Raw genomic sequence first — 26,822 nt, 5'->3', positions numbered from 1 at the left:
AAAGTGAGATAATTGCTTGAAAGGAGCATAATAATGACAGACAAAATATTTCAAGAAAAAATTGGTCCGGTCGCATTAACAATCGTACCTACCGAAAAATATAAATCAAATAAAATTGTATTTAAATTTCGCGCTCCATTAGAAAGAGAAACAGTTACAAAACGTTCTTTACTCTCAATATTGTTAGAAACAAACAATAAAAAATATCCAACACAAACAGCATTTAGAAAGCAATTAGCTAATTTATACGGTGCTAATTTTTATACAACCACTGCTAAAAAAGGAAACGAGCATGTATTAACCGTTATTTTTGATATGATTGATGGACAATACGTTTCTGATGGCAGCCATATTCTGGAAGATGCTTTTGCGTTTATTCATGAAGCGCTATTTTCTCCAAATGTGACAAATGGTGCTTTTGATAATGAAACACTTATAAGAGAAAAAGAAAACTTAAAAAGTAGTTTAGAAGGAATTTATGACGATAAAATTCGTTTTGCTTCTAAACGTTTAGTGGAAGAAATGTTTAAAGCAGATGCCTATCGTTTTGGCTCAGCAGGTGTATTAGAAGATATTGATAACATTACAGCAGAAGATTTATACACTTATTATTTACAATTTATCGCAGAAGATGCAGTAGAAGTTTTTATTTGCGGAGATGTAACTACCGAACAAGTGACTCCTTTAATTGAAAAAATGGCTTTCTCTCCACGTGAGGAACGAAAAGGTGTATTTTATACGAAAGAAGCACCACAAGAAGTACAAATTATTCATGAAAAACAAGCGATTAATCAAGGGAAATTAGTTTTGGGCTATCAAACGGATACGCTGTTTGGTGACAGTGATTTTGTTGCTTTACAACTTGCGAATGGCTTGCTTGGCGGCTTTGCTAATTCTAAAATATTTATCAATGTTCGTGAAAAAGCAAGTTTAGCTTATTATGCCTCAAGCCGAATCGATTCTTTCAAAGGATTTATGGTGATTTCAGCTGGAATTGATGAAGTAAACTATAAACAAGCGTTAGATATTATTCAAGAACAGCTAGTTGCTATGAAGCAAGGTGATTTTACAAGTGATGAATTAAACCAAACGAAAGAAATGCTAGTAAATCAATTATTAGAAACAAACGATCAGGCTCAAGGTCTAATAGAACTTGTATACAATAATGTATTACGAGAAGCTGATTTAGACCTAGATACTTGGATTGCAAAAATAAAAACAACGACTAAAGAAGAAGTGGTTAGTGCGATTAACAAAATCAAACCAGATACCATCTATTTCTTAAGCAAGGGAGGAGAAGAACTTCATGGAAAAAATCACATTTGAGCAGGTAAAAGAAGCTGTATTTCATGAAAAAATGGCCAATGGTTTACAAGTTTATCTTCTTCCTAAAAAAGGTTTTAGTAAGACGTATGCGGTATTTACAACAAATTATGGTTCGATTGATAATAATTTTGCGCCTATTGGAGAAACTGCATTTACAAAAGTACCAGATGGAATCGCTCATTTCTTAGAGCATAAAATGTTTGAAAAAGAAGATGGCGATGTATTTTTTAAATTTGGAGAAAAAGGAGCATTTACAAACGCCTTTACTTCATTTACAAAAACAGCTTATCTATTTTCAAGTACTTCACGTGTAGAAGAAAATTTAGAAACGCTCATTAATTTTGTACAAGAACCTTACTTTACTGAGGAAACTGTGGAAAAAGAAAAAGGAATTATCGGTCAAGAAATTAGAATGTATGATGACGATCCAGATTTTCGAGCTTATTTTGGTGTGATTGAAAACATGTATCATCAGCATCCTGTGAAAATTGATATTGCTGGTACGGTAGAATCCATTGCGGAAATCAATAAAGATTTACTTTATCTTTGCTATAATACTTTTTATCATCCAAGTAATATGGTATTATTTGTTGTTGGTAACTTAGAGCCAGAACAAATGATGGATCAAATTCGTGCTAATCAATCGAAAAAAACATTTCCAGAAGCAACACCTATTAAACGTCATTTCCCGGACGAACCTAAAACAGTTGCAGTAAAAGAACGCAAAATGAAGTTTCCGGTTCAAATTGCAAAAAATCTAGTTGGGATTAAAGAAGATATTGGCTCATTAGAAGGACAAGCTGCAATTAAACAAGAAATTATTGGTGATGTGGCACTTGAAATGCTATTTGGGACAACATCGGATACGTATTTAAACCTTTACAACGAAGGTATTATTGATGATACATTCGGTTATGATTACACACTTCAAGATAGTTTTTCATTTGTACTTGTTGGTGGAGATGCAAAAAATCCGGATGAACAAACGACCAAAATATTGGAAGCAATACGAGAAGCGGCAGAAAATGGTTTACAAGAAGCAGATTTAGCACTTGTAAAACGGAAACGTATTGGTCAATTCTTACGCTCACTTAATTCACCAGAATTCATTGCTAATCAATTTAGCCAATATATTATGAAATCGGCTTCCTTATTTGATATTTTACCATTAATGGAAACGGTGACTTTAGAAGAGGTAGATGCATTTGTAAAAAATCTTTATGCGGAAGAACGAACTACTAACTTTCAATTGCTTCCAGAATAATAAAAATTTAGTATAAAAAATAGCAAATAATCGTTAGTCATGCTATTATAAAAGAAATAGACTGGAAAGGGTTGCCTTTTTTGGATAAAGAAATAAAATATGCTTTTGTAACAGGGGCTAGCGGAGGAATTGGGCAAGCGATTTGTTTATCTCTTGCAAGAGCTGGTTGGAACTTGTATATTCATTACCATCAAAATAAACAAGCTGTTGAGAATTTATTACCAGAGTTGCTCGCCCAAAACGTGGATGTAATATTGATTCAAGCAGATTTTGATGATGTAGCAAGTGTGGCAGAAATGGAAAAGCAAGTTTTTCAAGTAGATGCATTTATCCATGCAGCAGGAAACTCGCATTATGCTTTATTTCAGGATATGACAGATATAGATATAACTAAATTATGGAATATACACATGTTCGTTCCAATGCAATTAATCCGAACTTTTATACCAAAACTAATGAAGAGTCATCAGGGAAGAATTGTGTTTATCAGTTCTATTTGGGGAGAAGTAGGAGCGGCGATGGAAGTAGCTTATTCGACTGTAAAAGGAGCACAAATTGCCTTTTGCCGTGCATTAAGCCAAGAACTTGGGCCTTCTGGAATAACAGTTAACGCAGTGACACCTGGAGTTGTGCAAACCGAGATGATGGATTCTTTTTCCGCTGAAGAGCAAGCGTTACTTCGCTCGGAAATCCCATTTAAACGTTTTGCAAAACCAGAAGAAATTGCAGATACAGTAGAATTCATAACAAGTAAAAAAGCAAGCTATATCACTGGAGAAGTTTTGCGCATAAATGGCGGTTGGCTTATGTGAAATTAGCAAAAAGTGGAAATTTGATATTAGTAATGGTAGGTGTTTAATTTTGACAGAACTCGGTGATAAACTGAAACAAGCTAGACGTGAAAAAGGACTCAGTTTAGACGACTTACAACAAATAACGAAAATTCAAAAACGTTATTTAGTAGCGATTGAAGAAGGTAATTATGCAGTAATGCCTGGAAAATTTTATGCACGGGCATTTATAAAACAATATGCAGAAGCTGTTGGACTTGATAGTGCAACACTTTTTGATGAGTTTGAAAGTGAAGTTCCTGACACTCCGCAACAAGAAGTAGTTAATAATGAGCCATCACGAGTACAAAGTAAAAGAAATCCAATGCCTGCACAATCTGTAGGAAACCAAGTAAGCTCACGTAATCGTTTTTTTGATATTTTACCAAAAATATTAATTGCTCTATTCATTGTTTTTATTCTATTCATCGTCTGGTTTTTCTTGCTTAATAAACAAGATAACTCGACAGAAAAAGTAGAGACTGATACAAGCAACCCAACCGTGAAAGTGGAAGACTCAACAAAGAATGAAGACACAAGTAAGAAAAAAGACACCACAGATAAAGATACTTCAAAAGATACATCAACAAAAGATAAAGAAGCAACTGATAAATCAGAGGATGAATCAAAAGAAGTTGAAGTGACTAAAGGAGAAACATCTGGTAATGCAACAACTTACACAGTTAAAAATACAGATAAAATGACACTTTCTCTTAGCGCAACTGGTGATTCATGGATTGGTGTATCAGATGCAAGTGGCAATACAATTCAAAATGTCACATTATCTGAGCAAAATCCAACAGCTGAAATTGATTTAGGGACTAATAAAACAGTTACTGTTGTTATAGGGAATGCTACCGTAACCACTGTGAAAATCAATGATCAGCAACTTGAACTAGCGCCAACACTTGTTAAACAAGTATTAACAATTAATCTGGAGTCTAGTGATAGCAGTTCAGATGCACAATAATCGATTTTATAAGGCGAAATCTAGTCATTAGATTTCGCCAACATTATTTATTACATACAGTTTGAATGGAAAAAGGAGAGGAAAAAATGAATTTACCAAATAAATTGACGGTTATCCGAATTTTTATGATACCAATTTTTGTTATTCTTTGTGTAGTTCCCTTTGATTGGGGAAGTGTCACATGGCTTGATTCCACCATTTCAGTTACTAGCTTAATAGCGACACTTATTTTTATCGTCGCAGCTCTTACAGATTGGTTTGACGGCTATTTAGCACGAAAATATAATCTGATTACTAACTTTGGTAAATTTGCAGATCCAATGGCTGATAAGCTTCTTGTGGCAGCGGCATTTATTATACTAGTTGAAATGCATATTGCACCTTCTTGGGTAGTGATTTTAATTATAAGCCGAGAACTTGCTGTAACAGGTCTTCGTTTACTTTTAGTAGAAGGTGGAGAAGTACTTGCGGCTGGTCAACTTGGGAAAATTAAAACATTTACGCAAATGATTGCTATTCCATTAATGCTACTAAATAATTTCCCATTCGCTTGGACTGGCATTCGTGTAGATTTAATATTCTTATACGTTTGTACATTCTTTGCAGTATGGTCTGGAATTGACTACTTTTATAAAAATCGTGGCGTATTTAAAGGCTCCATGTAATAAAGAAAAAAGCATACCATGTGTGCTTTTTTCTATACAAAAAAACATTAGGGAGATGAAGAAAAAATGGCAAGTGCAGAAATTATTGCAGTTGGAACAGAGCTGCTATTAGGACAAATTGTTAATTCGAATGCTGCTTTTATTTCGCAAGAGTTAGCAGCGGACGGAATTTATGTATATCATCATACAGTTGTTGGAGATAATCCAGCACGTTTAAAAGAAGTAATAAAAATTGCTGAAAATCGAAGCGATATTTTAATTTTTACTGGCGGACTTGGACCAACAGAAGATGATATAACGAAACAAATTTTAGCGGAACATTTACAGAAGAATTTAGTCACTGATGATTTTCATATGAATAAAATTACTGATTACTTTGCTTCAAGAAGTCGAATAATGACAGATAATAACAAATTACAAGCAGTTATTATTGAGGGATCCATTGTTTTAAATAATGATTATGGCTTTGCAGCAGGAATGTTTTTACAAAATAATAGACATACATATATATTATTACCAGGTCCCCCATCTGAAATGAAACCAATGTTTACACACTATGCCAATCCGCTGCTTATAAAAGAAAATGGAGAGAAAAATGTTCTAGAATCGAAAATTTTGCGCTTTTTTGGTATAGGAGAATCTCAATTAGCAGCAGATTTAAATGATTTAATTGTAACGCAAGTAAACCCTACAATTGCCACTTATGCAGGTGACAATGAAGTAATCGTACGTATCACAGCTACTGCTAATACAAAGGAGGCAGCAACCAAGCTAGTAGATGAAACAGAACAAGAAATACTTCGTCGTGATGGTTCCTTCTTATATAGCTATGGCGAGGCTTCTTTACCAGAATTAGTGACGACACTACTGCTTGAGAAAAATATCACTATTTCTGCTGCGGAAAGTTTTACAGCAGGCTTATTCCAAGCAGAAATTGCTCGTTTTCCGGGTATTTCCAAAATTTTCAAAGGCGGAATGGTGACATATAGCGCAGAAACAAAACAATCCATTTTAGAAGTTTCTCAGCAAGTAATAACAGAAAAGGGTGTCGTTAGTCCAGAATGTGCTAAAGAGATGGCAGAGAATGTCAGACGCCTTTGCAATACTGATTTAGGCATTAGTTTTACAGGTGTTGCGGGGCCAGATAGTTTGGAAGAGCATCCAGCTGGAACAATTTGGATCGGCTTAAGTGTCAAAGGGCATGAGGTAGAAGCTTATCAGTTTGTTTATGGGCGAGATAGAAACCATAATCGACGTCGAGCTGTAAAACAAGGATTTCAATTGATTAAGCAATTTTTAGATGCGAATACTTGATTTTCTTTTAAAAGAAAATAGCGAAAATGGCTTTAAAAAGTAAAAAACATACGTAAAAAAGTATTAGACGAACGCTCGAAATCCCGCTATAATTAAGGAGAAAGTAGCCGGTACTTACACAAAATAAAAAATACGAATAAATGTTCGCTTTTTACTTGCTTATCACTCTAAAATACGTTATAGTAATTCTAGGAAAACATTCTGACTGTTTTTTTGAGAGAGAACTAAGTAGAAAAACAGCTATTAGAATATTTATGAAGGAGGCAACAACGTGAATGATCGTCAAGCGGCATTAGACCAAGCTTTAAAACAAATTGAAAAACAATTCGGTAAAGGTTCCATTATGAAATTAGGGGAACATTCAGACCAAAATATATCTACTATTTCCAGCGGTTCGTTAGCACTAGATATTGCTTTAGGAGTCGGTGGATATCCAAGAGGTCGTATAATTGAAGTATACGGACCTGAAAGTTCTGGTAAAACAACTGTTGCCCTGCACGCGATTGCAGAAGTGCAAGCTCAAGGCGGAACAGCTGCATTTATCGATGCGGAACATGCATTAGATCCAACATATGCAAAAAATCTAGGTGTCAATATTGATGAGCTACTATTATCACAACCTGATACAGGAGAACAAGCTCTAGAGATTGCCGAAGCTTTAGTTAGAAGTGGTGCAGTAGATATGTTAGTTATTGACTCTGTTGCTGCTCTTGTACCACGTGCTGAAATCGAAGGTGAGATGGGCGATGCGCATGTTGGCTTACAAGCACGTTTAATGTCACAAGCTTTGCGTAAACTTTCTGGCGCTATTAATAAATCAAAAACCATTGCGATTTTTATCAACCAAATTCGTGAAAAAGTAGGAGTTATGTTTGGTAATCCTGAAATTACACCAGGTGGCCGTGCACTTAAGTTTTACTCTACTGTTCGTTTAGAGGTAAGACGGGCGGAACAATTGAAACAAGGTACTGATGTAATGGGTAACAAAACAAAAATCAAAGTAGTAAAAAATAAAGTAGCACCACCATTCCGTATTGCGGAAGTAGACATCATGTACGGGGAAGGTATTTCACGTGAAGGTGAACTCGTTGATATGGCTGCTGAAGTAGATGTTATTAATAAGAGTGGTTCATGGTATTCGTATAAAGAAGAACGTATTGGCCAAGGTCGTGAAAACGCCAAACAATATTTAAAAGAACATACAGATATTCGCGACGAAATCTCCAAACGTGTTCGTGAAGAGTATGAAATTGACGGAAGTAATAAAGAGGTTCTAGACGAAAGTGAAGAAACATTAAGCTTGCTAGATGATGAATAAATATTAGTAAATACATGCTAGGAAATCAACCTCCTGGCATGTATTTTTTATTATTTGAAAAAAACTGCGAAAAATAAGCTATCATTTCATTCCTTTTCTTGACATTGTATGCTTTGACCTATAAAATTAAGTTGTATATTTTATATTGCTGGGAGACAAGGGGGAAGTTTTTCCTTTGAAAATCAGCTTCAACTGAATGGGGAGATTATCACTCGGTTGTTGATGAAAAATACGCATGTGCCAGAATTCTGGCCACCGACATAACAATAACGAAAATTGAATAGCAAAGGAGGTGTAAGGATGACAATCGCAATCACGATCATCTCCAGTTTGCTTTTCTTAATCGTCGGTCTAGTTGTTGGTTCTCTAATTTTTAAATCTAGTACAGAGAAAAAACTGGCTGCTGCAAGGGGGACTGCGGAATTAATTGTAGAAGATGCAAAGAAAGAAGCAGAAACTACAAAAAAAGAAGCATTGCTTGAAGCGAAGGAAGAGAATCATAGGTTACGTACTGAAATCGAAAATGAACTTCGTGGGCGAAGAACAGAGACACAAAAAGCAGAAAATCGCTTATTGCAAAGGGAGGAAAACCTCGACCGTAAAGATACTTCTTTAAGTAAACGAGAAGCTACACTTGAAAGAAAAGAGGAGAGTATCAGTAAACGTCAACAACAAATTGAAGAGAAAGAAAGCAAACTTGCTGAGATGATTCAAACAGAGCAGACAGAACTTGAAAGAATTTCTGCCCTGAGTAAAGAAGAAGCGAAATCAATCATCCTTAACCAGGTAGAAGATGAATTAACACATGATACAGCAATCATGGTGAAAGAATCAGAAAACCGGGCAAAGGAAGAGTCGGATAAAAAAGCAAAGAATATTCTCTCACTAGCTATCCAGCGTTGTGCAGCTGATCATGTGGCGGAAACAACTGTATCTGTTGTTACCTTACCAAATGATGAGATGAAAGGACGAATTATCGGACGTGAAGGCCGTAATATCCGTACGCTTGAAACACTAACAGGAATTGATTTGATAATTGATGATACACCGGAAGCAGTAATACTTTCCGGATTTGATCCAATTCGACGAGAAATCGCTAGAATCGCCTTAGAAAAACTTGTTCAAGATGGAAGAATCCATCCAGCTCGTATTGAAGAAATGGTGGACAAAGCCCGTAAAGAGGTAGATGAACACATTCGTGAAGTTGGTGAACAAGCAACATTTGAAGTGGGAATTCATTCCATTCACCCTGATTTAATAAAAATTCTTGGCCGCTTGCGTTATCGTACTAGTTATGGTCAAAACGTTCTTAATCACTCACTTGAGGTTTCGAAACTTGCTGGAATTTTAGCTGGTGAGCTTGGAGAAGACGTTACGCTTGCTAAACGGGCCGGACTACTTCATGATATTGGGAAAGCAATTGACCATGAAATCGAAGGAAGTCATGTTGAAATCGGCGTGGAACTTGCTACTAAATACAAAGAAAATGATGTGGTTATCAATAGTATTGCTTCCCATCATGGTGATACAGAAGCTACTTCTGTTATCGCAGTATTGGTTGCAGCAGCAGATGCACTTTCTGCAGCAAGACCAGGAGCTCGTAGTGAAACGCTTGAAAACTATATCCGTCGTTTAGAAAAACTAGAAGAAATTTCTGAGTCTTATGATGGAGTAGAAAAATCTTATGCTATCCAAGCAGGACGTGAAGTACGTATTATCGTTGAGCCGGATGCCATCGATGATTTAGCTTCTTACCGACTTGCTCGTGACATAAGAAAACGAATTGAAGAGGAATTAGATTATCCTGGTCATATTAAAGTGACCGTTATTCGTGAAACAAGAGCAGTAGAATATGCTAAGTAAATAAGAATGAGAGATACATCGCAAATTTATTTTGCGGTGTATCTTTTTTTAATCGGTTGCCTAGCATGAATAAGAACGGTATAATTAAAGGATAACAATAAAAGGGAGGCGGAGTTTTTGAGTGAGTGGAAAATTTTGCCGATGCTACGAGAGCACTATCCAGCAGTAGCAGCAATTCATCAAGAAGGTATAGATACAGGAAATGCTACTTTTCAAGAAAAAACACTAACCTTAGATGAATGGAACCAAAAATATTTAAATATATGTAGGTTGGTGGTTGTTTTAAATGGACAGGTAGTTGGCTGGGCAGCGTTACTCCCGTTTTCCAGTATGAATGCTTACAGGGGAGTTGCTGAGCTAAGTATATATATAGCAAAGAGCGCTCGAGGAAAAGGCATTGGAAAAGCATTAATGCAGGAAATAATTCAGACAAGTGAAGATAATGGTTTTTGGACACTCCAATCATTAATTTTCCCTGAGAATACAGCTAGTATCACACTTCATCACACATTTGGTTTCCAAACATTATGCATCCATAAAAAATTAGGTGAAATGAATGGGACTTTTCGTGATGTTGCGCTATTAGAACGAAGAAGTAAGAGGAACGGAGAATAGAGAAATGAAATTATTATTTATCGGTGATGTTGTTGGCTCCATTGGTCGCGATGCTGTAACAGAATATTTACCACAATTAAAGAAAAAATATAAACCAACCATTACTGTTATTAACGGAGAAAATGCAGCAAGTGGTCGAGGTATTACAGAAAAAATTTATAAAGATTTTCTAGAACTTGGTGCAAATGCGGTCACTCTTGGAAACCATACTTGGGATAACCGAGATATTTTTGAATTTATTGATGATGCAAAATACCTCGTTCGTCCCGCAAACTTCCCAGATGATACAACTCCAGGAACAGGAATGGTTTTTGTAAAAAGTAATCAATACGAAATTGCAATTATCAATATGCAAGGTAGGACTTTTCTGGCAGACCTAGATGACCCTTTCCGTAAAATGGATAAATTAATCGAAGAAGCAAAACAACGAACAAATATTATTTTTGTTGACTTTCATGCTGAAACAACAAGTGAAAAAGAAGCGATGGGTTGGTATTTAGATGGTCGAGTGACTGCGGTAGTTGGAACACATACCCATGTACAAACATCCGATAACCGTATTCTTCCTGAAGGTACAGCTTATCTTACGGATGCGGGGATGACTGGTCCATATGATGCGATACTTGGAATGGAAAAAGAGGCTGTTATCCGTCGTTTTAAAACAGCTCTGCCAACTAGATTTGAAGTGCCAAAAACTGGTCGTGCAGTTTTATCTGGCTGTCTAATTACACTAGATGAAGCGACTGGGAAAGCACAAAAAATTGATCGAATCCTCATCAATGAAGACCACCCATTTTCCTTTGACTAAGAATGGAGATGAAATAGTGACAGTTTCAAAAGAAAAAATAATGAAAAAAGCAACGGAACTTCGTGATGCATTAGAACAAACCGAAGAAGTATCTTTTTACCGGTTAGCAGAAGAACGAATTAATGCTAATTCCAAGGTGACTGCGAAAGTTTCTAAAATAAAAGCACTTCAAAAAGAAGTAGTTAACCTAGAACATTACCAAAAATTGGAAGCAATGAAACAAACTGAAAGCCAAATTGATTCTGTTCAGGCTGACATTGATTCGCTACCAATTGTAACAGAATTTAGACGTGCGCAAGAAGATGCTAACGACCTACTGCAATCCATTACTTCAGAGATAACTACAAAAGTAACAGATGAACTAGAAAAGGATAATTAACCATTTAAAACTGCTGAAATACTGGCAGTTTTTTCTTTTTGGATTCGCAGAAAAATGATACTTTATGCTATAATAAAAGGATGAAAAAGAAGTAAGGGATGATGAGATAATGACAGAATATACACCAATGATTAAGCAATACTTAGAAATAAAAGATAAATATCAAGATGCTTTCTTATTTTTCCGTTTAGGAGATTTTTATGAAATGTTTTTTGAGGATGCGTTAAATGCTTCTCAAATTTTAGAAATTACACTAACTGGTCGTGAGGGTGGTACGAAAGAGAAAATCCCAATGTGTGGAGTTCCTTATCATTCGGCAAGTGGTTATATTGATACTTTGATTGAAAAAGGGTATAAAGTGGCAATTTGCGAACAAGTTGAAGATCCAAAAACGACAAAAGGGATGGTAAAACGAGAAGTTGTCCAGTTAATATCACCCGGAACAGTAATGGATGAACGAGGGCTTAAAGCAAAAGAAAATAATTATATCGCAGCACTTTATTGTTATGAAGGAAAAGAATATGGTTTTGCTTATTCTGATTTATCTACTGGGGAATTAAAATCGACTGTGATCGAAGCAAGTGAGGATCGCTTAATCAATGAACTAACCACACTTTCAACAAGAGAATTAATTATCTCCGCTACTGAAAAAGAAGTGCTGACAGATGTAATGAAAGAACAGTTAGGTCTAACTTTTTCAATCCATGAAGAGGACACTATTCCAGCTGAAAATGAAAAGTTAGTCACTCGTCATATGTCGTTATCCGAAAAACGTGCAATTGGTAAATTACTACACTATTTAAAAGAAACACAAAAGCGCGATCTTGGTCATTTGCAGCAAGCGGTACATTATGAAACTAATAATTATATGAAAATGGATTACTATTCGAAGCGTAATTTAGAATTAGCTGCTTCTATCCGCGGAAAAGGTCGTCAAGGTACACTACTTTGGTTGCTAGATAACACGCAAACAGCAATGGGTGGCAGAATGTTAAAACAATGGATAGATCGACCATTAATTGACCGAAATAAAATTATTGAACGACAAAATGATGTTAGTGAACTTATAGCACATTTTTTCGAGCGTTTAGAGTTAGTTGAAAACTTGAAAAATGTCTATGATTTAGAACGTCTTGCTGGACGAGTTGCTTACGGTAATGTTAATGCACGTGATTTAATCCAACTACGCAATTCGTTATATCAAATACCGCGAATTCGGGCAACACTTCTTTCTATGAATAGCCCTAGTTTAACCGAACTTGCTAATCGACTGGATCCTTGTGAGCAGCTAACAGAAAAATTAGAAGAAGCCATTATGGACTCAGCTCCTATATCCATTCGTGAAGGTGGAATTATAAAGGATGGGTATAATAATCAACTAGACACATATCGCGATGCAAGTAGAAACGGCAAAACCTGGATTGCGGAGTTAGAGCGTAAAGAACGAGAGCTAACAGGTATTAAAACGATGAAAGTAGGTTTTAATCGTGTCTTCGGTTATTATATTGAAGTGACTCGTGCGAATACGCATTTGCTTCCAGAAGGTCGCTATGAACGCAAGCAGACGTTAACTAATGCTGAACGATATATCACACCCGAATTAAAAGAAAAAGAAAAACTTATTCTAGATGCGGAAGAAAAAAGCATGGAATTAGAGTATCAATTATTTACAGAAGTTCGCGAAACTGTAAAAGACTATATCGAACGTCTTCAAAAGTTAGCAAAATCTGTAAGTGAAATTGATTGTTTACAAAGTTTTGCTGATATTAGTGAGAAAAATCATTTTATCCGCCCAACTCTTAGTGAAGATGGTTCGCTCCATGTGAAGCAAGGACGCCATCCAGTTGTTGAAAAAGTAATGGGTGCACAAAGCTATGTGGCTAATGATTGTGATTTAGATGAAAATAGAGAAATATTATTAATAACTGGACCAAACATGTCTGGTAAAAGTACGTATATGCGCCAAGTAGCCCTAACTGCAATTTGTGCACAAGTAGGTTGCTTTGTCCCTGCCGAAGAAGCAATTTTACCGATTTTTGATCAAATTTTTACAAGAATAGGTGCTGCAGATGACTTAATTGCAGGTCAAAGTACTTTTATGGTAGAAATGTTAGAAGCTAGAAACGCAATTGTTCATGCAACTAAAGATAGCTTAATATTATTTGATGAAATCGGCCGTGGAACTGCCACCTATGATGGAATGGCATTAGCTCAAGCAATTATTGAGTACATTCATGAAAATGTGCATGCAAAAACCCTATTTTCTACCCATTATCACGAATTAACCGACTTAGAAAAAGCGTTACATAGCTTGCAAAATATTCATGTTAGTGCAGTAGAAGAAAATGGTAAAGTTGTGTTTCTCCATAAAATCAAAGAAGGTCCAGCAGATAAAAGTTATGGAATTCATGTTGCTGAATTAGCTGAATTACCAAAGTCTTTAATTCAACGTGCTAGCAAAATTCTTGAGCAACTTGAGAACGAAGGTAAAAAAATTATTCCTACAAGTGAAAAACAACCAGAAATTATTCATGAAGAAGTGCAACTTTCGATGTTCCCAGTAGAACCGGAAAAGCATAAGTCTTCCAAAGAAGCAAAATTAATAAAAGAAATTGCCAACTTAAATATTATGCAAATGACACCAATGGATGCAATGAATAAACTATACGAGCTACAAAGTAAAATGCATTAAGAAAAGAAAGGCGGGTTCTAATATGGCTAAAAATATCGTAGAGCTAACGGATGCTTTATCGAATAAAATAGCTGCTGGAGAAGTGGTAGAACGTCCTGCATCAGTAGTAAAAGAACTTGTAGAAAATGCGATTGATGCTGGTAGTACTGTGATTGATATTTTAGTGGAAGAAGCCGGATTAAATAAAATTACAATTATTGATAATGGTAGCGGGATTGAAGAAGAAGATGTTGCTACAGCATTCCTTCGTCACGCAACAAGCAAAATCAAGAATGAAGCGGATTTATTTCGAGTGCATACGCTAGGTTTTCGCGGAGAAGCGCTGCCGAGTATTGCTTCTGTATCTCATTTATCAATGGAAACATCCACTGGTGAAACAAAAGGAACAAGTATTTCACTCGAAGGCGGAAAAATAATCGAACAAAAAAGTGGGCATGCTAGAAAAGGAACACAAATCGAGGTATCGCAACTATTTTTTAATACCCCAGCCCGTTTAAAATATCTTAAAAGCTTACCTACTGAGCTTGGAAACATCACTGATATCTTAAACCGTTTAGCTTTAGCGCATCCTGACATTAGTTTTCGCTTTTCACATAACGATAAATCTTTACTGCAAACGAATGGGAATGGCGATTTAAGACAAGTCATTGCAGCGATTTACGGGATCTCTATTGCTCGGAAAACAATTCCTGTACATGCAGAGTCGCTTGATTTTAAAATAGCTGGTTATGCTGTATTGCCTGAAGTGAATCGTTCGAATCGTAATTATATTTCTACAATTATTAACGGGCGTTTTATTAAAAACTTTGCCTTAGTAAAAGCTATTCAAGAAGGGTACCATACACTTTTACCAATAGGTCGCTTTCCAATTATTGTTCTCCAAATTGAAATGGATCCAATTATTGTAGATGTAAACGTTCATCCAGCTAAGTTAGAAGTTCGTTTAAGTAAAGAAAAAGAACTAGGTCAATTAATTAGTCAAATGATTAAACAAGCCTTTCATCAATTACAACTAATTCCAGATGGCGAGGTATCTAAAAAACAGAAGGAATTACAAAAATCTGAGCAAATCCAGATGTCGTTTGAAGAAAATGAACCAAAAGAAGCACCCAAAGAGCTATTTTCTAAACCAGCTATTCCTGAGTATGTTCCTTCAGACGCCGATGTTCCAACCGAAACAGATTTTATTTTAGAAACCGCACCAGTTTATAATTCTGAGGAACAAGAAGCAGCAAATGAAATACCAAAAGAACGGATTCCAAAAATGTATCCAATTGGACAAATGCATGCAACCTATATTTTTGCTCAAAATGAAAATGGGTTATATATTATTGACCAACATGCGGCTCAAGAACGGATAAAATATGAGTTTTACCGGGAAAAAATAGGAGAAGTAAGTCGTGAACTTCAAGAACTGCTTGTACCCATCGTATTAGAGTTTTCAACAGATGAGTATGTGCGCTTAGAAGAGCAAAAAGAAAAACTGGAAGAAGTAGGTGTTTTTCTAGAAAGTTTTGGTCAAAATAGCTATATTATTCGTGCTCATCCAACCTGGTTTCCGAAAGATCAAGAAGAGGAGACGCTTCGAGAAATCATTGATGAAGCACTTACTTCTCCTAGTATTAGTATTCATAAGCTCCGGGAAGATACGGCAATTATGATGAGTTGTAAAAAATCAATTAAAGCAAACCATTACTTAACAACAAAAGATATGGAAGCTTTACTTGATACTTTAAGAGAAGTAAGTGATCCATTTACTTGTCCTCATGGTCGCCCAGTCATTATTCAGTACACAACCTACGAACTTGAAAAAATGTTTAAACGTGTAATGTAAAAGAGGAGGAACCAGAATTGGATTTACCATTTTCCGGTCAAACAATTATTCCAGCTGCACATAATCAAAAAGATATGGAAAAAATATTGGAATTAGATCGAACATATATGGTTATGCTAGAAACACATGTAGCTCAGTTAAAAGCATTAGTAAAATATGCTCAAGATAGTGGGAAAAAAGTATTGCTGCATGCTGACTTAGTTAATGGATTAAAAAACGACGATTATGCGATAGATTTTTTATGTAAAGAAATCCGTCCTGATGGTATCATTTCAACTAGAGCTAATGCAATTTTGAAAGCAAAACAACACAAAATGCTCGCAATTCAACGTTTATTTATGATTGATTCAAGTGCATACAATAAAGGAGTTACACTTATTCAAAAAGTACAACCAGATTGTATCGAACTTTTACCAGGGATAATTCCTGCACATGTGCAAAAAATGACAGAGAAATTGCATATCCCAGTAATTGCAGGCGGGTTAATTGAAACAACTGACCAAATTGATCAAGTAATTACTAGCGGGGCAATTGCGGTAACAACATCTAATAAAGAATTATGGTAATAAAAAGCGGAGTAGCTGCATGAAACAGCACTCTGCTTTTTTTATGAAAAACAATGAAAACGCTATATAACTGGATAAACTATTGCTATTGCAAGTGTTAAGCGTTTTCCAACTGTTTTATAGAGCTTAAATAATTTATAACTGTACCATAACAGGACTATATGTTTTAAGTAGTACAGAAAATAATAGAAATTAAAATAAAACTAAAATAGGAATGATAACAATTTGGGTAAATCGCTTAATAAAGGGATTTTCATTAACTTTTAATCAAACCGACACAAAAAATTCATAAAATAAATTGAAAAAAATCGCATAAAACTGTAGCATTTTTTGTAGAATATGTTATGATAACAGTGTAGATTATTAATAAATTAGTTTGCTCATAAAAGCACGCTCGAAAACGAACAATAAATGGAGGTTATATGATGACTGAACAATGGTATGAATTCGCAGGTGGTAATTGGCAACAAGAAGTAGACGTACGTGACTTTATTTTAAAAAACTATCGCTTATACGATGGTGACGACTCTTTTCTAGTTGGCCCTACTGACGCAACAACAAAACTTTGGGATCAAGTAATGGACTTAACTAAACAAGAACGTGAAAATGGTGGCGTACTCGATATGGATACCAAAATCGTTTCAACCATTACTTCACATGACCCAGGTTACCTAAACAAAGATTTAGAAAAAGTAGTTGGTGTACAAACAGATGTACCATTTAAACGTGCTTTACAACCATTCGGCGGAATCCGTATGGCAGAAGTTGCAGCTGAATCTTATGGCTTTAAAGTAGATGAAGAAGTTAGCCATATTTTCTCTGAATATCGTAAAACACATAACCAAGGTGTATTCGATGCTTATACAGCTGAAATGCGCGCTGCTCGTAAATCTGGTGTAATTACAGGATTGCCAGATGCTTATGGTCGTGGACGTATCATTGGTGACTATCGTCGTGTGGCACTTTATGGTATAGACTTCTTAATTAAACAAAAGAAAAATGATTTAAACAATACAGGATTACGTACAATGAGCGATGATATTATTCGTCAACGTGAAGAATTGAATGAACAAATTCGCGCTTTAGGTGAATTAAAAGTTCTAGGAGAAAAACACGGTTTCGATCTTGGTCGCCCAGCAAAAACTGCTCAAGAAGCTTTCCAATGGTTATATCTTGGTTACCTTGCAGCGATTAAAGAACAAAACGGTGCAGCAATGAGTTTAGGACGTACTTCTACATTCCTAGATATTTATGTAGAACGTGATTTACGTAATGGCTTAATTACAGAAGAAGAAGCACAAGAAATTGTGGATCACTTCATTATGAAATTACGTCTTGTAAAATTCGCTCGTACACCAGATTACAATGAATTATTCTCCGGAGATCCAACATGGGTTACTGAATCCATTGGTGGTATCACTGAAGAAGGCGTTCCTCTTGTAACGAAAAACTCATTCCGTTTCTTACACACTTTAGATAATTTAGGACCTGCTCCAGAACCTAACTTGACAGTACTATGGTCCACTCATTTACCATCAGGATTCAAGAAATTCTGTGCAAAAATGTCCATTAAAACATCTGCTATTCAATACGAAAATGATGATGTTATGCGCCCTAAATGGGGAGACGATTATGCAATCGCATGTTGTGTATCAGCAATGCGTGTTGGTAAACAAATGCAATTCTTTGGTGCTCGTGCTAACCTTGCTAAAACACTTCTTTATGCAATCAATGGTGGGGTTGACGAAAAATCAAAAGCGCAAGTTGGACCAGCTTACCGTCCAATCGAAGGCGATGTACTTGATTACAAAGAAGTAATGGAAAAATATGATGCAATGATGGAATGGATTGCTGAACTTTACCTAAATACTTTAAATGTAATTCACTATATGCATGATAAATACGCTTATGAACGTATCGAAATGGCATTACATGATACAGAAGTGTTACGTACAATGGCTACTGGTATCGCTGGACTTTCTGTTGCAGCTGACTCCCTATCTGCTATTAAATACGCTACTGTTCGTCCAATTCGTGACGAAGATGGTATTGTCGTTGATTATGAAATCGAAGGCGACTATCCTAAATACGGAAATAATGATGATCGTGTTGATGAAATCGCAGTAGATCTTCTAAAAACATTTATGACAAAAGTAAGAAAACATAAAACTTACCGTGATTCAGTTCATACAACATCAGTTCTTACAATCACTTCTAATGTAGTTTATGGTAAGAAAACTGGTAATACACCAGATGGACGTCGTGCTGGAGAACCATTTGCACCAGGTGCGAACCCAATGCATGGCCGTGATACAAAAGGTGCTTTAGCTTCACTTTCATCTGTTGCTAAACTTCCTTATGAATATGGTCAAGATGGTATTTCTAACACATTCTCCATCGTGCCTAAAGCTTTAGGACGTGAAGATGAATCTCAAATCAATAACTTAGTAGCTATGCTTGATGGTTATTCCACTAAAATGGGACATCACTTAAATATTAACGTATTTAATCGTGATACTTTACTTGATGCGATGGACCACCCAGAAGAATATCCGCAATTAACTATCCGTGTTTCTGGATATGCGGTTAACTTCATTAAACTAACACGTGAACAACAATTAGATGTTATTCACCGTACAATGCACGAATCTATGTAATAAAAATCGGCGAGATGCTTTGACAAGGATTGCTCACCAGTAGCAATCCTTGTTATTTAGGAAAGGAAGAGGAGAATTATGACAGAGGTTTTAGGAAGAGTTCATTCAGTCGAAACAATGGGGACAGTTGATGGACCCGGTATTCGGTTTATTGTTTTTATGCAAGGGTGTTTACTTCGTTGCCAGTTTTGTCATAATCCTGATACTTGGAAAATCGGCACCGGTACAGAAAGATCTGCTCAAGATGTATTTAACGAAGCAATCAAATATAAAGAGTTTTGGGATGCATCTGGAGGCGGTGTTACAGTCAGTGGTGGTGAACCTTTACTACAAGTAGATTTCCTAATTGAGTTTTTCACGCTATGTAAGGCAGCTGGTGTGCATACAACAATTGATTCTTGCGGTGGTTGCTTTACGCGAGACCCAGAATTTATTGAGAAATTAGATCGTTTAATGGAAGTTACCGATTTAATTTTACTTGATATTAAACAAATCAATCCAGAAAAACATTTAAAATTAACAACGAAATCTAATGCACCAATTATTGATTTTGCTCATTATCTTCGTGATAAAGAACAACCAATTTGGATTAGACATGTACTAATCCCTACGAAAACAGACGATCCGGAAGACTTAACGAAACTGCACGAATTTATTCAAACACTCCCAAATGTGAAACAAGTGGATGTGCTTCCATACCACACAATGGGTGTTTACAAATGGAAAGAAATGGGCATTCGTTATCCACTGGAAGGTATTGAAGCTCCGGAAGAAGAAGTAGTAGCATTAGCCAATAAAATTCTTGAAACAAGCAGTTATAAATAGAAAAAAACCGACGAATTTATGGTTCGTCGGTTTTTTTCTATAAAATTTTATACATCTCGGTGCACCAAAGTAATTCTGTTTTAATCAATTCTAGTTTTCTAGCATAAACCTGATAGGACATGTTTTTTAGCTTGTCTTCGGAAGTACTTAAGTCAAATAGTGCGGCAAAATGAGCTAAAGTTTCTTCTATTAGAGCTAATTGTTCCTTCAAATAAACTTCTCTTTCTTGAATTAGTCCCTTTGTTCTTGTGTTATTTAACCAATTCAATTGCACTTTTGTTGTGAATTCATCTCTAGTAACTGGTATTTTAAGCGGTGTTTCAGACCAATGAAGAAGTGAGTCTAACCCAGACTGTGTAATTGTGTATACTTTTTTATCGGGTTTTTTATCTTGTGCTAGTTTATGGACGACTAAATATCCAGCTTTTTCTAATTTGGAAAGCGCAGGGTAGATTTGACTATGATGTGTATTTTGCATAATTCTTAAGCGATTGGCAAGCTCATAACCACTAGCTGCTTCACGGGCAATCATTTGTAATAAAGTATATTCTAATACATTTGGCGTCATATTTTTAACCTCTCTAAAATGCTCTTTAATCTTATTGTAAGCGAAATACAAAAATAAGTAAACTTTTTACATATGTAACAATATATATATGTAAATATTGACATTAGTATTTATCAAGCGTAATATAATAAGTGAGTTTTATTTAGAAAGGGAAGTGTAGTTTGTATTATGATGACGGAAAAAGAAATGAGTACAGGAAAATGGATTACTGCAGCAGCTAGTTTGCTGGCATTTATGGGGATTGGCGTAGTAGATCCATTACTTCCTTCCATCGCTGAAAGTATTGGTGCATCACATTCGCAAGTGGAAATGTTGTTTACGGCTTATATTTTTACGATGGCAATTATGATGATTCCAATCGGGATTGTCGCTGGAAAACTTGGAGATAAAAAATTAATTGTTATAGGACTATTTATTGTAACGATTTTTGCATTATTATGTGGTTTATCAGACACTATTGGGGCATTGTCGATTTTTCGAGCTGGCTGGGGCTTTGGTAATTCGATGTTTATGGCTACAGCAATGACGATGCTAATAGCTTTATCGGAAACACCGGGACATGCGATTGGTATTTATGAGGCTTCAATGGGTCTTGGAATGGCTTTTGGACCGCTTCTTGGTGGTATTCTTGGTAATATGTCATGGCGTTATCCGTTTTTCGCTACAGCTTGTTTAATTTTTATTGCATTTTTACTTATTTTATTTAAAGTGAAAGAACCTAAGAAGATTATCACTGAGCCAACAGAAAAGAAAGAACTGGCTATTAAACAGATGTTACATTTATTTAAATATCGACCATTTTTACAAATTGCTTTTAGTGGGATGTTTTACTATTATTGTTTCTTTACGATTTTAGCATATTCGCCACTAGTACTTGGTTTATCAGCAATTCAAATTGGTTTTGTGTTTTTTGCGTGGGGGCTTTGTTTAGCACTCGGCTCTGCAAAAATATCTCATGCGTTAGAAATGCGTTTTAATAGTAAACAGGTTCTAAAAGGCTCTTTACTAGCATGTGCGGTCATCTTAGCACTGCTTGGATTTGTAGATAATACTGCAGTAGATATTGCTTTAATTGTTATTTCTGGTTTAATTTTAGGTATTAATAACGCATTATTTACAACAACTGTCATGGAACATTCTCCTTATGCAAGAAGTGTCACAAGTGGGGCTTATAACTTTGTGCGGTGGTTAGGAGCTGCTTTTGCACCGCTTTGTTCTGGGCTATTAAGTGAAGCATTGGGAATGAAAATGCCGTTTATTGTTGCAAGTGTCATTTGTTTAGCAGGTATGGGCTTGTTATTTATTAAATTAAAACCAGCTCATTTTTCTTTACAGCAAGCAAGCTCTGTTAAAAGTGAATAAATAAATGAAGACTGAACTATAGTGTTCGGTCTTTTTTTATGATTAAAGATAAAAAATTAACGTTTAGCATTAAAAATCCGTTGACAATTATTGCTAATGCCAGATATAATTTAGAAAAAAGGGGAGAGATTACATTGAAACTAAAAAGATTACAAAAAACGAGTTATTTTCTTCATATTGCCCTTAAATTATTATCTATAAGCTCAATTATCATATTAGTATTGAGTGTAATGATGAAATTGCGTAAAAATAATAGTAGTAATTTTAGTATAACTACACCAAATGAAAATGGATCGATTGGTTTTAATTTTCAAACATCATTTTTTCCAGGCGTTGATACAGGTCAATATGATGAGACTGAGCAATGGATTATGTTAGGATTTGCTGCTTTATCACTATTACTACTAGCTTTTTTATTATGGGTTGCAAGTATAATTTTTAAGAGTTTGGCAGTGGAGTTTGCGCCTTTTAGTGATATCCAGGTGTCCAGATTACGACTAGTGGCACAATTACTTCTTATATATGCGTTAGTACCGCAAATATTGTATTCTATATTCCATACAATATTAATACCAGGTTATAGCATTAGTTTATCCCTTGATATGTCATTTTTCTTTGCGATAATTTTCTATTGTCTAACTGAAATTTTTAGGTATGGTGCCGTATTACAAAAAGAATCTGATGAAACCTTATGAATGGAGCGAAAAATAAATGGCAATCATACTAAGGTTGGATCGAATTATGGCAGACCGCAAAATGTCTTTAAATCAATTATCTAAAGAAGTTGGTGTGACCAATGTGAACTTATCAAAAATAAAGACTGGTAAAGTAAGCGCAATTCGATTTTCGACATTAAATGAAATATGTAAGGTATTGGAATGTCAGCCCGGTGATATTTTAGAATATGTAGACGATAATTCGTTATAAGCGTAAATGAGACGCATTTAAAAGCATTAAGTCCTAGCTCAATGCTTTTAAAATTGCGTAAAGAGCTTGAAAAAGTGATATTTTGGTGGAATGGTGCTTCTTTATATAATTGGTATTACTTCCTATAATATATATTATGTAAACTAGAAGATTAAATACTTAAGTAAGAGAGAACTGTTGTCCTCTCTTGATTTATAACATCGAAAATCTCATTTATTATTTTACATATATTGTGGTTAACTCAGGACTAGTAGAATTTGGTTTCAATATCCATCCTGTATGGCATTGGTACATTTTTTTTGACAGACATCTATATCTTTGTTTGGATTTCTTCTTTCTTCACCTGAAATTGTTTCCTTCAATTTTATAAGAAAATATAATTTTACTGAGGCTACTTTCTTTGTGTTTTGCTAATATTTTGTTTAATAATTGGGTCTTTTCCAGCTTTCACTGAATCTATTGTTGCTTTCAATTAGACTTAATTAATGCTTTATAAATCACTTCATCGTCAATAAATTTCTTACCAGTTGACAGTATTCTTCGGAAACTTGATTGGAATAAACGGTGTTTTTATCACCCAAATGTTGTATTTTTTTAGGCTGTAGTTTCTCAATTTCTAGATGATGGTTGGTTTTATATAGCTGTTTAAATGTCACTTCCATTCCGTGGGAGTTCAAAATTTCTTTCAAAGACTTAGATACCGCATTTTTTAGTTTACGATCATAGGAAAGTACATCCCGGGCATCATCAAATAATTCTAAAATAGATTTCCCTAACTGTCCATTAAGATAATTAAAATGTGAAATTTTATTTCGTTTTCCTTTCGATTGCCCAATAAATACTTTCAAGTGCCTTAAGGTTGAGTGTAATTGCTTAAGATCAGTTTGTAGCTGCATATTCTCGGTTGTAACTATATATTCTGGTCTAGAGGTATCTTGAATATTATATAACTCATGACACATATATTTTTTATTACAAAGCCCTATCCAACTTGCAACTCTATACTTAGATTGTTTTTTTGCTAAAACGTAATTACTTAAAAACTGGAAATCACGATCAGCAATAGACATATATCCTGCTAACCTTGAAAGTAAATCAATAATTAGTTGATGGAGATTTCTTATTTGCGTTAATTCTACCTTTGCCTTAGTCCACTGGTAGTTATTAATATCATTAATGACTCTTTGATAGTCTTTTCTCCATTTTGAGTCACGTGCTAACTTTGGTTCTTTTATCCATTGATTATGTAAATTTTCGCGATAATTCATTTTTTCGGTTACATCATATTCATGTAATTTTGCGATATCTTTAGCCACAACTTTATAATCATCTGACATGGAAAATAATTTCTTTAATATTGTTTCCGTACCATATTTTTTTACTAAATCGATACTTCGGTTAATGACTGGTGTTTGTCCATCTTCTTGTGTATAAGGCAATGAGTGAAGCAATTCATCGGAAACATATAAGGACATGCTTTTTTTCCAAGCTTCTTTATCATCAAAAAGTTCTTTCCAATCATTGCACCCTTTTTCGCCATTTAAAAGCGCTAAACCAATTACTTCTCTTGCTTTGGTAAATGTGTTTATTTCTTCGGTGGACTCCAAAGAACTACTAAATTTTATCATTTCATTACGTAATTCACTTAGTTGTTTAGCATCTAATAATTTACACATAAGCCAAAATGCAATATAAGAATCATCTATTTCCGTATGAAAAGGAACTTCTAAATTATCACTTTCTGACTCTGTATTTTCGGTTGGATGGCAAATAAATGTTAATCTATTCTTTTCTATAAAAGAGTTGAAAGCTTTAATAAATATTTGATTTATAAATTTTTCGAAATGGTTAATTTGTTCCTTTTCTTCTTGTTTTTTTTGATAGAGCATTAGTTGACTTTGAATGTAACTCATATATTCTGAGGGCTTTTCATCTTTATCCATATTTCGAATATCTTGAAATGCCTTGGCGTAACCTTTTTGTGCTTTGTTTAACTTTAAAATATAAGCTACACTTGACTTAAATAAACCGTTATTGGTAGTGAATTTTGGTAAGAATACTTGATAATAAACCATTTTAAATAATGAATATTGAGACTGAAACGCCTCCGAATGAAAGGCTCTTTCGTTGTAGATGTTTAATTCAAGGTCATAATCCTGTTGTGTTCCATCTTGATTCTGATAATCAAACCCTTTTAAATAAACTCGTTTAAAACTAGGTGCAAATGGAACTGCAGAAGTCAATAAGGACCATTCGAAATTAGGAATTGTAAATACTTGTTTAAGCTGGTCATTGGAATAGTAATCTAAAATATTGCTACTTTTCAATTTTTCTTTGATTAATTCTGGAACGATAGCTATTTCTTTATTAAAGAAATCTTTAAATAAGGTATCTTGATAATAAAATTCAGTTTTCTCCCAATCCTTAAATGTAGGTTTGTTAAAAATATTTTTCCAACTATGCTCCTTAAAATGAATTATTTCATTTCTTATTGGTTCGATGGCTCCCCTCATCCCCCATGCAACTAATTTAATATTATCAACAGGTCCTTCTTGAGAAAAGAATTGCGACCATTGACGAATGAAATTTTTTTCATTTCTATTTTTAAAACTATTTTTAAAAGTATTTATGCCTAAAATATCGTTTTTACAAACAGGATCGACCATATTTCTTAAATTATTAGAAGCAAATAAACAAGCATTGATAAACTTTAAAGCAAATGCTTCCCCCATTTTAATTTTTTGTAAGATATCTGAGTCAACTGTCGATTCAATCTCATAAGAAGCTAATTTTCCTTCTTGGAGAATGCGTTGAACTATTTTATTTTTCAACCGGTGCTCTATTCTATTTTGGATGAATTCTACTTCTAAATTGCTAATATCCTGAGCTTTGCTTTGTGTTTTCTTAATAGGAAAATAGGTTTCAAGATGTTTTCTTATTTCTATATTAAATTGATTCAGTTCGGAATCTTCCTTCAATTTTCCAATTATTTGTCTTTCGTGGTCTTGGAGAGTGGACTTAAGTTTATAGTTTATCTCTTTATCATTTTTCTTGGCTGCTTTTAAAGTAGTTTTTAAAGCAGTAGTTAATTTTTTAAGTTGGTACTTTTCACTTAGTAATTGAATATTGAAAGGTTGCTCTTTTATTAAAATTTCGTTCATGTATTTAGCCATTAGTTTGCCACTTCTTGATTTTGTAGATTGAATGCTATTGTTACGAATGGATTTTTTTATTAGCTTCGTTCGCGATGAAATATAATTTTCAGCCCAATTAATATAGACTTCCATGTCTTTGCTAAAAGATTCCCAGCAAATAAATGTTCCTTGTTGTTTTTGTAAGCTTTCTTCTAACAATTGTGAGAGATTTATTTCTATTCTGTATTCTTCACTTTTGACAGGAGTATTTTCCTGAAAATAATATAAACTTTTTTTGAAACGATGATTGAAGGAATCTGTGATATTAAGTTCAGTGACATTCGAAACTTTTATTTTTCCTTGTTTATTTTTTTGTAATAATCCATTGGGGCATTATCATATGGGCATGCTTTCTTCGAAAAGCTCTGGATGATTCCGTGCTGCTCACAATATAAACTTACACTTATTGAACGAAAATGACTGCCTTGATCAGTATGGAAAATAATTGGCTGATTTGACTGGAATTGTTGTCGGCTTAATAACTCAATCACCGTTTGTGAATCAGGATGTAAACTGACTTGTACATCTTCAACATAGCGATAAGCAGTATTGAATAGTACACAAAGGTAAATCCATTGTCCCGTTTTTAATCGAACTTGAGAAAAATCACATAAGTAGATATTTTGTTCATTAAATTGGCGGTCAACATGATTAGTTAGTACAGTATCAATGATTGTTTCTTTGCGAAATTTTTTATGTGTACTGCGCGCGATAAATCCAAGCTCTTTTCGATACCTAACTAGTGTTGGATAGGCAATGGCGATTCCCATTTCTTGAGTTAATAAATAATGGAGCTTAGTTAATCCAATTCGTCCCTTATGTGTTTGGTGTAAATCTGTAATTTT

At 34.7% G+C, this 26,822-nt stretch carries 22 protein-coding genes; 19 read left to right on the top strand and 3 right to left on the bottom strand.

Annotation, left to right across the window (positions count from 1 at the left end):
* Nucleotides 1-33: 33 nt before the first annotated feature.
* The 16 genes from yfmF (at nucleotide 34) to pflA (ending at nucleotide 19,926) form a co-directional block, all read left to right on the top strand.
* Complete coding sequence (yfmF, locus tag HCJ50_RS08275; RefSeq protein ID WP_185348276.1) at nucleotides 34-1,326, top strand: EF-P 5-aminopentanol modification-associated protein YfmF; 1,293 nt, start codon at nucleotides 34-36, stop codon at nucleotides 1,324-1,326.
* A complete protein-coding gene (gene yfmH / locus HCJ50_RS08270; RefSeq protein WP_185395652.1) occupies nucleotides 1,307-2,590 on the top strand; it encodes an EF-P 5-aminopentanol modification-associated protein YfmH in 1,284 nt (427 codons plus the stop codon). The genes yfmF and yfmH overlap by 20 nt, the downstream gene beginning before the upstream one ends.
* Nucleotides 2,591-2,670: 80 nt before the next feature.
* A complete protein-coding gene (ymfI, locus tag HCJ50_RS08265) occupies nucleotides 2,671-3,402 on the top strand; it encodes an elongation factor P 5-aminopentanone reductase (protein ID WP_185349142.1) in 732 nt (243 codons plus the stop codon).
* Between the two features lie 49 nt (nucleotides 3,403-3,451).
* Nucleotides 3,452-4,390: a helix-turn-helix domain-containing protein gene (locus tag HCJ50_RS08260; protein WP_185349144.1), complete on the top strand. Its 939-nt coding sequence runs from the start codon at nucleotides 3,452-3,454 to the stop codon at nucleotides 4,388-4,390.
* Between the two features lie 86 nt (nucleotides 4,391-4,476).
* Entirely contained in the window at nucleotides 4,477-5,055 is a 579-nt protein-coding gene (pgsA, locus tag HCJ50_RS08255; protein ID WP_185349146.1) for a CDP-diacylglycerol--glycerol-3-phosphate 3-phosphatidyltransferase, read from the top strand.
* Between the two features lie 66 nt (nucleotides 5,056-5,121).
* On the top strand, nucleotides 5,122-6,369 hold the full coding sequence (locus HCJ50_RS08250; RefSeq protein WP_187127550.1) for a competence/damage-inducible protein A: 1,248 nt from the start codon (nucleotides 5,122-5,124) through the stop codon (nucleotides 6,367-6,369).
* Between the two features lie 271 nt (nucleotides 6,370-6,640).
* Nucleotides 6,641-7,687: a recombinase RecA gene (gene recA, locus HCJ50_RS08245; protein WP_185349148.1), complete on the top strand. Its 1,047-nt coding sequence runs from the start codon at nucleotides 6,641-6,643 to the stop codon at nucleotides 7,685-7,687.
* Between the two features lie 300 nt (nucleotides 7,688-7,987).
* A complete protein-coding gene (gene rny / locus HCJ50_RS08240; protein ID WP_185349149.1) occupies nucleotides 7,988-9,550 on the top strand; it encodes a ribonuclease Y in 1,563 nt (520 codons plus the stop codon).
* 117 nt (nucleotides 9,551-9,667) lie between these two features.
* On the top strand, nucleotides 9,668-10,165 hold the full coding sequence (locus HCJ50_RS08235; protein WP_185349150.1) for a GNAT family N-acetyltransferase: 498 nt from the start codon (nucleotides 9,668-9,670) through the stop codon (nucleotides 10,163-10,165).
* Between the two features lie 4 nt (nucleotides 10,166-10,169).
* Complete coding sequence (locus HCJ50_RS08230) at nucleotides 10,170-10,973, top strand: TIGR00282 family metallophosphoesterase (protein ID WP_185349151.1); 804 nt, start codon at nucleotides 10,170-10,172, stop codon at nucleotides 10,971-10,973.
* A gap of 16 nt (nucleotides 10,974-10,989) precedes the next feature.
* Nucleotides 10,990-11,352, top strand: coding sequence for a RicAFT regulatory complex protein RicA family protein (locus HCJ50_RS08225; protein WP_185349152.1), 363 nt, complete (start codon nucleotides 10,990-10,992; stop codon nucleotides 11,350-11,352).
* Nucleotides 11,353-11,461: 109 nt separating this feature from the next.
* Nucleotides 11,462-14,044: a DNA mismatch repair protein MutS gene (gene mutS / locus HCJ50_RS08220; protein ID WP_185349153.1), complete on the top strand. Its 2,583-nt coding sequence runs from the start codon at nucleotides 11,462-11,464 to the stop codon at nucleotides 14,042-14,044.
* A 22-nt stretch (nucleotides 14,045-14,066) separates the two neighbouring features.
* Complete coding sequence (gene mutL / locus HCJ50_RS08215; RefSeq protein WP_185349155.1) at nucleotides 14,067-15,878, top strand: DNA mismatch repair endonuclease MutL; 1,812 nt, start codon at nucleotides 14,067-14,069, stop codon at nucleotides 15,876-15,878.
* A gap of 17 nt (nucleotides 15,879-15,895) precedes the next feature.
* On the top strand, nucleotides 15,896-16,444 hold the full coding sequence (locus tag HCJ50_RS08210) for a glycerol-3-phosphate responsive antiterminator (RefSeq protein WP_185349157.1): 549 nt from the start codon (nucleotides 15,896-15,898) through the stop codon (nucleotides 16,442-16,444).
* Between the two features lie 425 nt (nucleotides 16,445-16,869).
* A complete protein-coding gene (gene pflB / locus HCJ50_RS08205; RefSeq protein ID WP_185349159.1) occupies nucleotides 16,870-19,101 on the top strand; it encodes a formate C-acetyltransferase in 2,232 nt (743 codons plus the stop codon).
* A 78-nt stretch (nucleotides 19,102-19,179) separates the two neighbouring features.
* Entirely contained in the window at nucleotides 19,180-19,926 is a 747-nt protein-coding gene (pflA, locus tag HCJ50_RS08200) for a pyruvate formate-lyase-activating protein (RefSeq protein WP_003730627.1), read from the top strand.
* A 37-nt stretch (nucleotides 19,927-19,963) separates the two neighbouring features.
* On the opposite strand, the gene HCJ50_RS08195 is transcribed toward pflA, so the two are convergent.
* Nucleotides 19,964-20,494 (bottom strand): PadR family transcriptional regulator, encoded by a 531-nt coding sequence (locus tag HCJ50_RS08195; RefSeq protein ID WP_185349161.1) that lies wholly within the window; start codon nucleotides 20,492-20,494, stop codon nucleotides 19,964-19,966.
* A gap of 168 nt (nucleotides 20,495-20,662) precedes the next feature.
* Between HCJ50_RS08195 and mdrL the strand changes: the two genes are divergently transcribed.
* From mdrL to HCJ50_RS08180, 3 genes are all read left to right on the top strand, one after another.
* Complete coding sequence (gene mdrL, locus HCJ50_RS08190) at nucleotides 20,663-21,856, top strand: multidrug efflux MFS transporter MdrL (RefSeq protein WP_185349162.1); 1,194 nt, start codon at nucleotides 20,663-20,665, stop codon at nucleotides 21,854-21,856.
* A gap of 134 nt (nucleotides 21,857-21,990) precedes the next feature.
* Entirely contained in the window at nucleotides 21,991-22,551 is a 561-nt protein-coding gene (locus HCJ50_RS08185; RefSeq protein WP_185349166.1) for a DUF2975 domain-containing protein, read from the top strand.
* 16 nt (nucleotides 22,552-22,567) lie between these two features.
* The gene (locus HCJ50_RS08180) at nucleotides 22,568-22,783 is read left to right on the top strand and encodes a helix-turn-helix domain-containing protein (RefSeq protein ID WP_185349164.1); all 216 of its coding nucleotides are present in this window, start codon (nucleotides 22,568-22,570) and stop codon (nucleotides 22,781-22,783) included.
* Nucleotides 22,784-23,280: 497 nt separating this feature from the next.
* Here the strand turns inward: HCJ50_RS08180 and cas13a are convergent, their stop codons facing one another.
* Both cas13a and HCJ50_RS08170 read right to left on the bottom strand, forming a co-directional pair.
* Complete coding sequence (cas13a, locus tag HCJ50_RS08175) at nucleotides 23,281-26,241, bottom strand: type VI-A CRISPR-associated RNA-guided ribonuclease Cas13a (protein ID WP_315984910.1); 2,961 nt, start codon at nucleotides 26,239-26,241, stop codon at nucleotides 23,281-23,283.
* Between the two features lie 26 nt (nucleotides 26,242-26,267).
* On the bottom strand, nucleotides 26,268-26,822 hold a 555-nt coding region (locus HCJ50_RS08170; RefSeq protein WP_187127549.1), incomplete at its 5' end, for a DDE-type integrase/transposase/recombinase.

The sequence above is a fragment of the Listeria immobilis genome, assembly GCF_014322765.1.
Lineage (GTDB): Bacteria > Bacillota > Bacilli > Lactobacillales > Listeriaceae > Listeria > Listeria immobilis.
Note: the sequence above shows the minus strand (reverse complement) of the source record. Positions and strands in the feature narration are given on the sequence as shown.

What these genes read in the sequence shown, in the direction of transcription:
- HCJ50_RS08180 (WP_185349164.1), top strand. Translation starts at nt 22,568, where the DNA reads ATGGCAATCATACTAAGGTTGGATCGAATTATGGCAGACCGCAAAATG.
- HCJ50_RS08230 (WP_185349151.1), top strand. Translation starts at nt 10,170, where the DNA reads ATGAAATTATTATTTATCGGTGATGTTGTTGGCTCCATTGGTCGCGAT.
- yfmH (WP_185395652.1), top strand. Translation starts at nt 1,307, where the DNA reads ATGGAAAAAATCACATTTGAGCAGGTAAAAGAAGCTGTATTTCATGAA.
- mdrL (WP_185349162.1), top strand. Translation starts at nt 20,663, where the DNA reads ATGATGACGGAAAAAGAAATGAGTACAGGAAAATGGATTACTGCAGCA.
- pgsA (WP_185349146.1), top strand. Translation starts at nt 4,477, where the DNA reads ATGAATTTACCAAATAAATTGACGGTTATCCGAATTTTTATGATACCA.
- mutS (WP_185349153.1), top strand. Translation starts at nt 11,462, where the DNA reads ATGACAGAATATACACCAATGATTAAGCAATACTTAGAAATAAAAGAT.
- HCJ50_RS08195 (WP_185349161.1), bottom strand. Translation starts at nt 20,494, where the DNA reads ATGACGCCAAATGTATTAGAATATACTTTATTACAAATGATTGCCCGT.
- pflB (WP_185349159.1), top strand. Translation starts at nt 16,870, where the DNA reads ATGACTGAACAATGGTATGAATTCGCAGGTGGTAATTGGCAACAAGAA.
- HCJ50_RS08250 (WP_187127550.1), top strand. Translation starts at nt 5,122, where the DNA reads ATGGCAAGTGCAGAAATTATTGCAGTTGGAACAGAGCTGCTATTAGGA.
- rny (WP_185349149.1), top strand. Translation starts at nt 7,988, where the DNA reads ATGACAATCGCAATCACGATCATCTCCAGTTTGCTTTTCTTAATCGTC.
- pflA (WP_003730627.1), top strand. Translation starts at nt 19,180, where the DNA reads ATGACAGAGGTTTTAGGAAGAGTTCATTCAGTCGAAACAATGGGGACA.
- yfmF (WP_185348276.1), top strand. Translation starts at nt 34, where the DNA reads ATGACAGACAAAATATTTCAAGAAAAAATTGGTCCGGTCGCATTAACA.
- mutL (WP_185349155.1), top strand. Translation starts at nt 14,067, where the DNA reads ATGGCTAAAAATATCGTAGAGCTAACGGATGCTTTATCGAATAAAATA.